The sequence below is a fragment of the Stenotrophomonas sp. 05L44_2 genome (genome assembly GCF_056665995.1).
Window position 1 is genome coordinate 1 of record NZ_JBFTNR010000721.1, and the last position, 2,106, is coordinate 2,106.

The following is a 2,106-nucleotide window of genomic DNA, read 5'->3' on the forward strand; positions in this document are numbered from 1 at the left end:
CTGCTGCAGCGGCTGCAGCATGAACGGCTCGAAGGTCTGCATGCCGAGCAGGAACGGCTGCTGCAGCAGGAACAGGATCGCGTTGGCGATCAACAGGGCCTTGGTGACGGTTGGCAGTCGCGGGAACATGGGGACACCGGCATGGAACGGCCTCCATCATAGCCGCAGCACCGGCCCTTTTTGACCAGCGCGGACGGCCGCCCGTTCAGTCGCAGGCAGCGATCAGCCCGGCCCCCATACGGCCGCATCCAGCGCCGCCGCCGGGTCGGTCGCGGGCATCCGCACCCGGCCGTTTTCGACGATGACACCCTCGGCGCGCAGCCGCTGCGATTGTTCGCGCCAGCCGGCCGAACCTTCAGCCATGGCGATGCGCCCATCCGAGCGCAGCACCCGGTGCCAGGGCAGCGAGGGATCGTCATTCTGGCCGAGGATGCGTGCAGTCAGCCGGGCGCGTCCGGGCAGGCCGGCGCGCATCGCGACCTGCCCGTAGCCCATCACCTGCCCTGGCGGGATCGCATGGATCACCGCCAGGATGCGGGCACGCGCCTGCTCCGGCGTCAGCGGCGCAGCCGCGTCACCAGCAGCACGCCGATCAGGACCAGCACGGTGCCGGCGATCTGCGCCGGCCCCATCGGTTCGTCGAGCAGCCATAGGCTCATCACGATGGTGGAAACCGGGCCCAGCATACCCACCTGCGCAGCCAGCGACGAGCCGACGCGCTGCACCGCCAGCATGATCGCCAGCACCGGCAGCACGGTGCAGACCGTCGCGTTGATCAGCGACAGCCACTGCACGGCAGCGGGGGCCTGCCACAGCAACGGCAGCGGATGGGTAATGGTGAAATGCAGCAGCACCAGTACGCTGGCCACGCAGCTGGCGTAGGCGGTCAGACGCACCGCGCCGATACGGGCGACCACCTGGCCGCTGCCGAACAGATACAGCGCATAGCTGAGCGCACTGCCCAGCACCAGCAGGCTGCCGAGGATGATCTGCCCACCCTCCCGCTGCAGGTCATGGCCGAACGCGATCAGCACGCCGAGATAGCTGAGCACCAGCGCGCCGACCTGCCACCGACCCGGCTGCTGCCGCGCCAGCAGCACGTTGATCAGCAGCACCAGGGTCGGGTTCAAGTACAGGATCAACCGTTCCAGGGTCACGCTGATGTACTGCAGGCCCTGGAAATCCAGCAGGCTGGACAGGTAGTAACCGGTGAAGCCAAGCCACAGCACGCGCGCGCGGTCGGCCCAGGACAGTCGCTCGGCACGGCGCGAGGCCCACACCGCCATCAACGCGAACAGCGGCAGCGCCATCAGCATGCGCAGCGCCAGCAGCGTGGTCGCGTCCACGCCATGGCGCAGCCCCAGCTTGACGATGATCGCCTTGCCCGAGGCGGCRATGGCGCCGATCGCAGCCAGGCCGATGCCGCCCAGAGCGATGCGCGGGGACGTGGTGGCGATACGGGGGGAAGAAGTGGACATCAGGAAGAAAACGGGCCGCATGGGGCGGCTGGAAGCAGCTGGATTGCTTCCAATTGTCTCATGGCAGTTCCGGGCGAACGATCCGATGTCCGTTCATGCTCACTGCAACTCCTGATCCACGCATGGCGTGGATCTACATGTCGACCAAGGTCGACACCCACCCCGCCATCCCACAAGAACCCAGCTTTTTGCTGTTGCCGTTGCCGTTGCTGTCGAGGTTGCCGGCCAGCGGCCGGCACTACCGTGAGTGTCGGCTCAGCGCATCAACACCACTTCTTCAGCAGACGTCGGGTGAATCGCCACCGTGTCGTCGAACTGGGCCTTGGTCGCCCCCATCTTCACCGCCACCGCGAAACCCTGCAGGATCTCGTCGGCCGCTTCACCGAGCAGATGCACACCCACCACGCGCTCCTCTGGGCCGGCGCAGACCATCTTGAACAGGCTGCGCTGGGTGCCGTTGGCCAGCGCCTGCAGCATCGGCCGGAACCGGCTGTGGTACACGGTCACCTGCTCGAAGCGCGCACGTGCATCTTCCTCGCTCATGCCTACCGCGCCCAGCGGCGGGTGCGAGAACACCACGCTGGCCACGTTGTCGTAATCCATCTTCGCATCCGGGCGACCACCAAAC

Annotated in this window: 2 protein-coding genes and 2 pseudogenes; all 4 read right to left on the reverse strand. The window is 67.1% G+C overall.

What is annotated here, in order from left to right; all coding sequences use genetic code 11:
• Positions 1-129 (reverse strand): annotated as a pseudogene (locus AC1VAN_RS19770) (rhomboid family intramembrane serine protease); the annotation flags it as partial.
• 93 nt (positions 130-222) lie between these two features.
• A complete protein-coding gene (locus AC1VAN_RS19775) occupies positions 223-651 on the reverse strand; it encodes an MGMT family protein (protein ID WP_394122484.1) in 429 nt (142 codons plus the stop codon).
• A complete protein-coding gene (locus AC1VAN_RS19780) occupies positions 558-1,478 on the reverse strand; it encodes a DMT family transporter (RefSeq protein WP_032975073.1) in 921 nt (306 codons plus the stop codon). The genes AC1VAN_RS19775 and AC1VAN_RS19780 overlap by 94 nt, the downstream gene beginning before the upstream one ends.
• Before the next feature lie 255 nt (positions 1,479-1,733).
• A pseudogene (locus AC1VAN_RS19785) lies at positions 1,734-2,106 on the reverse strand (glutathione-disulfide reductase); the annotation flags it as partial.